The organism is Polymorphobacter sp., from assembly GCF_051860865.1.
GTDB lineage: Bacteria > Pseudomonadota > Alphaproteobacteria > Sphingomonadales > Sphingomonadaceae > Sandarakinorhabdus.
In genome coordinates this window covers 1-5,836 of sequence record NZ_JBIMKZ010000113.1, presented here as the reverse complement: position 1 = coordinate 5,836, position 5,836 = coordinate 1, and the positions used below count along the sequence as shown (strand labels likewise).

Sequence of the window (5,836 nt, the reverse complement as noted above, 5' to 3'; positions counted from 1 at the left end):
CACCGACGCGCCGGCCGCCAGATGAAGCGCGGTGGCGCTGGCATCATAGCTGCCGGCGATGATGACGCCGGTGCTTTCCTGGAGGATGCCGCCGTTCATCACCGTCGCCGCGCCGCCGCCGCCGATGCGGACGGCGGTGGTGGCGGCGCCGATATTGCCATAGGTGGCCTGGATCTGGCCGCGGTTAAGCAGCGCATAGCCGCTGGCGCCGGCGCCGATGGTGACAGGCGCCGTGCCCTCCGGGGCGATCCACAGCGCCGGGGCGGTGCCGGTGGCGGCGATATAGGCGGTGACCAGCGTGTCGGTGGTGGTGTCGATCTCGGCGGTCGGCACCTCGACGCCATCGGCATCGACATAATAGCGGTCGTTGAGGACGCCGGCGCCGACATCGGCGCTGATCCGGACGCCGGCATTGGCGTTGTTGCCGAGCGTGACCGTGCTGTCGTCGGCGACCGAGCGGGTGGAGCCGGCGGTGATGGTGCCGGCGTTGCGCAGGGTGCCCGAGACGGGGGCGGCGATGAGCAGGCCGTTGCCGCCGACGCCGGACGAGCTGTTGGTGCCGAGCAGTGTCAGGTCGCCGGTGACCGGCGCGGTGACCGAGACGGCGGTCGAGTTGCTGCCGCTGACGGCGGCGGTGCGGATGGCGATGTTGCCGGTGAACGGGGCGGCGATCGAGACGCCCAGGGCGTTGTCGCCGGTGACGCTGATATAGCCGGAGGGGCCGGAGCTGATCGATCCGGCGACGGCATTGCCCGAGACGAGCAGGCCGATATTGCCGCTGCCGTCGGTGCCGGTAAGGGCGATGCCGGCATTGTTGACGAGGGTGGCGGCGGTGAGGCCGGTGCCGGCGATCTGGACAGCGACGGCGTTCGAGGCGGCGGTGGAGGTGACGGTGCCGGCGTTGGTGACGCTGTTGTTCGAATCGATAAGCAGGGCCGGAGTGGTGCCGGCGACGGTGATCGACCCGTCAGAGGTGATCGACACATCGCCGGGGGCGGCGCTAACGGCGGTCGAGGTGGCGACCGGCGTGGTCTGGCTCGAGGTGATGGCGAGGGTCTGGGCGGTCACCGGGACCGGGGCGAGGAGGCACGCGGCAGAAAGCAGCAGGTGCCGGCGCGGGGGAAACACGATCAATGCCAATAGCCCTTTTTCAGGCCGCGATGGCAACGGGGCGCTACCGGGGCGGCCGGACTCTCGTTGGCGCTGGATGTGTCAGGGGGATTTCCGGGTTATGGTGGCGGTGCAATGTTCGGAAATATCGGGCGGGCGGGCACCCCAAAAAAGTGGCCCGGACGTTGCCGTCCGGGCCAGTCGGTTTCCTTGGGGAGGAACCTCGGGTGCAGGCTTTGGCCTGCGAAACTCTCATCCCCTCTTATGCATGGACCGTGCCAATTTCTAAATCACTGATATAGAACGATTCTAAAATCAGGCAGGCATGAGTGCTGCTCGAATCTGATGCACTGCACAACGCCTGACCATTTATTGGGCAGCCAGCAGGGCGCGTGCGTCGCACTCATCCTCGTCGAGCACCATGATCCGGACACCGGAGATGCCGCCGCCGATCAGCGAGGCGATGCCGTCGTCGAACAGCACGGAGTCGATGCCGCCGGCATCGAGGCGGCTGCGGATCAGCTCGGCCTGATAGCGGTCATAGACGGTGTCGAGGACGACCAGCGGCATCAGCGGGACTGGCGGAAGCGGGCGTAGAAGAACAGGTTGACCGCCACCAGGATGGCGGCGAACTGCATCTGGGTGCCGCGGGTCAGCCCCTCGGGGTAGATGATCGGGGTCAGATAATGATCGATGAAGCCGCCTCGGTAGCCGGCCTGGCCGGCCTTTTCGCGCAGCTCGATCTCGAGCGGGGTGAGCGGGCATAGGCCGCCGGACAGCTCGATCCAGACGCCCCAGGCCAGCGCCGGGATGTGCAGCCAGATCAGCCAGGGCCAGCGCACCAACAGCGCGGCGCCGAGCAGGGCGAACAGGATGAAGGCGAAATGCACCAGCATCACCGCATCGGCGGCGAGTGCGGGGTTCATGGCGCGGCCTTCAGGATGCGGTGCCGCCCACAGTCAGCCCCTCGATGCGCAGGGTCGGCTGGCCGACGCCGGCGGGGACCGACTGGCCGCCCTTGCCGCAGACGCCGACGCCTTCATCGAGCTTGAGGTCGTTGCCGATGGCGGTGATGCCGCGCATCGCCTCCGGGCCATTGCCGATCAGCGTCGCGCCCTTGACCGGGGCGCCGATCTTGCCGTCCTCGATTTTATACGCCTCGGTGCAGGTGAAGACGAACTTGCCCGAGGTGATATCGACCTGGCCGCCGCCGAAGCTCTTGGCGTAGATGCCCTTCTTGACGCTGCGCAGGATTTCGCCCGGGTCTTCGGTGCCGGCGGTCATGAAGGTGTTGGTCATCCGCGGCATCGGGGCATGGGCGAAGCTCTCGCGGCGGCCGTTGCCGGTGGGGGCCATGCCCATCAACCGGGCGTTCAGCCGATCCTGCATGTAACCCTTGAGGATGCCGTCCTCGATCAGCACGGTGCGGCTGGTCGGGGTGCCCTCGTCATCGATGGTCAGCGAGCCGCGGCGGTGATCGATGCTGCCATCGTCGACGACGGTGACGCCCTTGGCGGCGACCTGCTCGCCGATGCGGCCGGAGAAGGCGCTGGTGCCCTTGCGGTTGAAATCGCCTTCGAGGCCGTGGCCAACGGCCTCATGCAGCAGGATGCCGGGCCAGCCAGGGCCGAGCACCACCGGCATCTCGCCGGCCGGGGCGGCGACGGACTCGAGGTTGGTCAATGCATTGGCGAGCGCGATATCGATCGCCTCGTTCCAGGTCTCGGGAGTGAACAGCCCGTCATAGAGGTAGCGGCCGCCGCAGCCGTGGAAGCCGGTCTCGCGCCGGCCATTGGCTTCGGTGACGATCTGGACGTTGAGGCGGACCAGCGGGCGGATGTCGCGCAGGCGCTGGCCATCGGCGCGGACGATCTCGATGACGCTCCAAGAGCCGATCAGGCTGGCGGAGACCTGGACGACGCGCGGATCGCGGGCGCGGGCTGCGACGTCGATCTGCTGCATCAGCGCCACCTTGGAGGCGAAATCCTTGCCGAGCAGCGGGTTGGTGTCGATGTAGCGTTTGGCGTTGGTACCGACCGGCGGCGGCGCCATGATCGCGTCGCGGCCGCCCTTGACCAGCCCGACCGTCTCGGCGGCGCGGCGAATGGCGGCGTCTGACAGCTCGTTGGCATGGGCGAAGGCGGTCATCTCGCCGGCGACACCGCGCAGGCCAAAACCCTTCTGGCTGTCATAGGTGGCGGACTTCAGCCGGCCGTCGTCGAAGCCGAAGCTCTCCGAGACCGCATATTGGAGGTAGAGCTCGCCGTCGTCGCAGCCGTTGAGGGCGTCGGCGACAAGGCGCTCGGTGCGGGCGGGGTCGAGCGCGCCGTCACCATAGAAATACTGCGAGGGGTCTGTGCGGGAGATGTCCATGCTCCTGATATAGGGGCTGGTCAGGACGCGTCAAAGAGGCAGTCGAGCAGCCAGGCCTTGCCGGGGCGATCGAGGGCGATGGTGCTGCAGGAATTGAGCGTGTCCCGGCCAATCAGCACCCAGGGCTTGCGGCCGCCTGCACGGCCGGCGCTGGCGGTGACGGTGATGGCATCCTCGTCATCGAGTTCGGTCGAGGTGCCGGCGGCGGCGCGCGCGTCGATGCGCCGCGCCTCGGCCTCGGTGATCCGCACGGCGGCGTTGCGGATCGGCAGGCCGAGCAGCGTGGCCCCGGGCATCGCCTCCAGCCGCTGGAACGGCAGCGCGACGCCGGGGAACGGCCGCCACAGGCCGACCTTGTCCAGCCGGCGCACCAGCCCGGCGGCGAGCAGCGCCTCGGCGGCGCGGGCGTTGACGATCGTTTCGAGCGAATTGAGCTCGAGCGTCAGGCGAAGTTTTTCGCCGGCCACCCGCGCCGCCATGGACGCCGAGCCGCCACTCTTGCGCGGCAGCGTGTAGCGGCGGGCGCCGGGGCGGTCCGGGCCGAGGCGGAAGACCAGCCGGTCGCCGCTCAGCGCCAGCGCCGAGAGGATGCCATCGGCATCGTCGGCGATCGGCTTGTCGACCCAGACCGTCGGCATGCGGCCGGATTCAAAGCCGCGCGGGGCGACGCGGACCAGGTTGAAGCGGAACAGCGCCTCGCCGCCGGGGATCAGCGGGTCCTTGAACGTCATCTTGCCGATCAGCGGGAAGATCTTCAGCCCGGCCCGTTGCGCCGGCGCCAGATTGAGCAGCAGCGCCTTGTCGAAACCGAGCGCGATCCGGGCGCGCATCGGCTGGTCCTTGACCTGCAGGGCAACATAAGGCTGCGCGCCGGGCGGGACGGCGATGTCCGCCGCCGCAGGGGCAGCGGCAAGGGCCAGCGCCAGGACGGCGTGGCGCCAGCGCCGGTCAGGCAACCGAGCGGTCGCCAGCGGGAAGATCGGCGGGGCTGGCGACCAGCGGCAGGTCGCCAGTATCGGCGACCAGCGGCGCATCGGCCGGCAGCGGCGACACCGGCAGCGCCACCGGCGACGCGGCACCTGCTTCCGTGTGGGCCGGGCCGCCGGCGAGGATGAAGCGGCGGTCGCAATAGGGGCAATCGACGAAGCCGGTCGGCGGCATCTGCAGCCAGACGCGGGGGTGGCCGTCGCCGCCGCGCTCGTCGCCGTCGCAGAACAGGCGGCTGGTGTTGCTGACCAGGGTCTCGGGAGGCGGAATCAGGTCCATGGCGATCCCCTATCAACCAGGGCCGGCAAAGTCACCTGTTGCCGAAAGGTCGCATCGCGGCGGTGCAATATAAATGACTTGGAAACGATACCGGATTGTCACGTCCATCGGGCAACCGGCCTCTGTGAAGCCAATTCCAACACGACCACAGGGGTATCAGATGCGCGCACTTCTTCTTGCTTCCGCCATGCTGATGGCGAGCCCGGCATTCGCCCAGGCGACGGCGGACAGCAGCGCGGCCACCGGCCTCGCCGACGAGATCATCATCACCGCCCAGAAGATCGAGCAGCGACTGGTCGACGTGCCGGTTACGGTCACCGCCTATTCGGGCCGCACGCTGCGCGAGCTCGGCGTCACCCAGTTCGACCAGCTCGCTGCCTATGTGCCGGGCCTCAACATTCAGGAGCAGAGCCCGAACAACCCGGGCTTCGTCATCCGCGGCATCACCTCGGACAGTGGCTCGTCGCAGGGCTCGCCGGCTGTCACCGTCTATCTGAACGGCATCGACGTCTCACGGTCGCGCGGCAGCTATTTCGACCTCTATGACCTCGAGCGGGTCGAGGTGGTGAAAGGCCCGCAGTCGACGCTGTTCGGCACCGCCGCCGCCGTCGGCGTCGTCTCGGTGATCACCGCCAAGGCGCGGGCCGGCACCTCGGCCGAGCTGCGCGCCGCCTATGGCAATTTCAACCAGCGCCGGGTCGACGGCTTCGTCAACTTCGGCAACGACAAGATCGCACTGCGCATCGCCGGCGCGGTCAAGCTGCGCGACGGCGTGGTGCCGAACATCGCCGGCACCGCCGCCTCGCAGACACCGAACGGGCCGCGCCAGCGCGACCTCAACGGCCAGGACCAATATGGCGCCCGCGTCTCGCTGCGGTACACGCCGTCGGACAGCTTCACTCTCGATATCGTCGGCACCTATGACGGCCAGCGGGCGCCGGGCACGGCCTTTTCCAGCGGCACCTTCGCGCCGACCGGCGGCACCACCTCGCCCTACAGCTTCAAGGAAATCGCCGGGTCGCCGTTCAGCGTGCAGGCGCTGGGCGACGAACTGGGGCTGGTGCGCAACGTCTATGACCTCAACGTC

The 5,836-nt window shown here is 68.6% G+C and carries 6 protein-coding genes and 1 pseudogene; 1 reads left to right on the top strand and 6 read right to left on the bottom strand.

What is annotated here, in order from left to right:
* The 6 genes and pseudogenes from ACTIFJ_RS14650 to ACTIFJ_RS14625 form a co-directional block, all read right to left on the bottom strand.
* Positions 1-1,134: pseudogene (locus tag ACTIFJ_RS14650) on the bottom strand (hypothetical protein); the annotation flags it as partial.
* A gap of 345 nt (positions 1,135-1,479) precedes the next feature.
* On the bottom strand, positions 1,480-1,680 hold the full coding sequence (locus ACTIFJ_RS14645; RefSeq protein WP_439534850.1) for a putative signal transducing protein: 201 nt from the start codon (positions 1,678-1,680) through the stop codon (positions 1,480-1,482).
* A complete protein-coding gene (locus ACTIFJ_RS14640; RefSeq protein WP_439534849.1) occupies positions 1,680-2,036 on the bottom strand; it encodes a DUF2784 domain-containing protein in 357 nt (118 codons plus the stop codon). The genes ACTIFJ_RS14645 and ACTIFJ_RS14640 overlap by 1 nt, the downstream gene beginning before the upstream one ends.
* Before the next feature lie 10 nt (positions 2,037-2,046).
* On the bottom strand, positions 2,047-3,483 hold the full coding sequence (tldD, locus tag ACTIFJ_RS14635; RefSeq protein WP_439534848.1) for a metalloprotease TldD: 1,437 nt from the start codon (positions 3,481-3,483) through the stop codon (positions 2,047-2,049).
* 20 nt (positions 3,484-3,503) lie between these two features.
* Positions 3,504-4,517 (bottom strand): hypothetical protein, encoded by a 1,014-nt coding sequence (locus ACTIFJ_RS14630; RefSeq protein WP_439534847.1) that lies wholly within the window; start codon positions 4,515-4,517, stop codon positions 3,504-3,506.
* The gene (locus ACTIFJ_RS14625) at positions 4,432-4,749 is read right to left on the bottom strand and encodes a zinc-finger domain-containing protein (RefSeq protein WP_439534846.1); all 318 of its coding nucleotides are present in this window, start codon (positions 4,747-4,749) and stop codon (positions 4,432-4,434) included. The genes ACTIFJ_RS14630 and ACTIFJ_RS14625 overlap by 86 nt, the downstream gene beginning before the upstream one ends.
* A gap of 160 nt (positions 4,750-4,909) precedes the next feature.
* On the opposite strand from ACTIFJ_RS14625, the gene ACTIFJ_RS14620 reads away from it, so the two are divergent.
* The coding region (locus ACTIFJ_RS14620; protein WP_439534845.1) for a TonB-dependent receptor at positions 4,910-5,836 on the top strand (927 nt) is incomplete at its 3' end.

What these genes read in the sequence shown, in the direction of transcription:
- ACTIFJ_RS14630 (WP_439534847.1), bottom strand. Translation starts at nt 4,517, where the DNA reads ATGCGCCGCTGGTCGCCGATACTGGCGACCTGCCGCTGGTCGCCAGCC.
- ACTIFJ_RS14625 (WP_439534846.1), bottom strand. Translation starts at nt 4,749, where the DNA reads ATGGACCTGATTCCGCCTCCCGAGACCCTGGTCAGCAACACCAGCCGC.
- ACTIFJ_RS14645 (WP_439534850.1), bottom strand. Translation starts at nt 1,680, where the DNA reads ATGCCGCTGGTCGTCCTCGACACCGTCTATGACCGCTATCAGGCCGAG.
- ACTIFJ_RS14640 (WP_439534849.1), bottom strand. Translation starts at nt 2,036, where the DNA reads ATGAACCCCGCACTCGCCGCCGATGCGGTGATGCTGGTGCATTTCGCC.
- tldD (WP_439534848.1), bottom strand. Translation starts at nt 3,483, where the DNA reads ATGGACATCTCCCGCACAGACCCCTCGCAGTATTTCTATGGTGACGGC.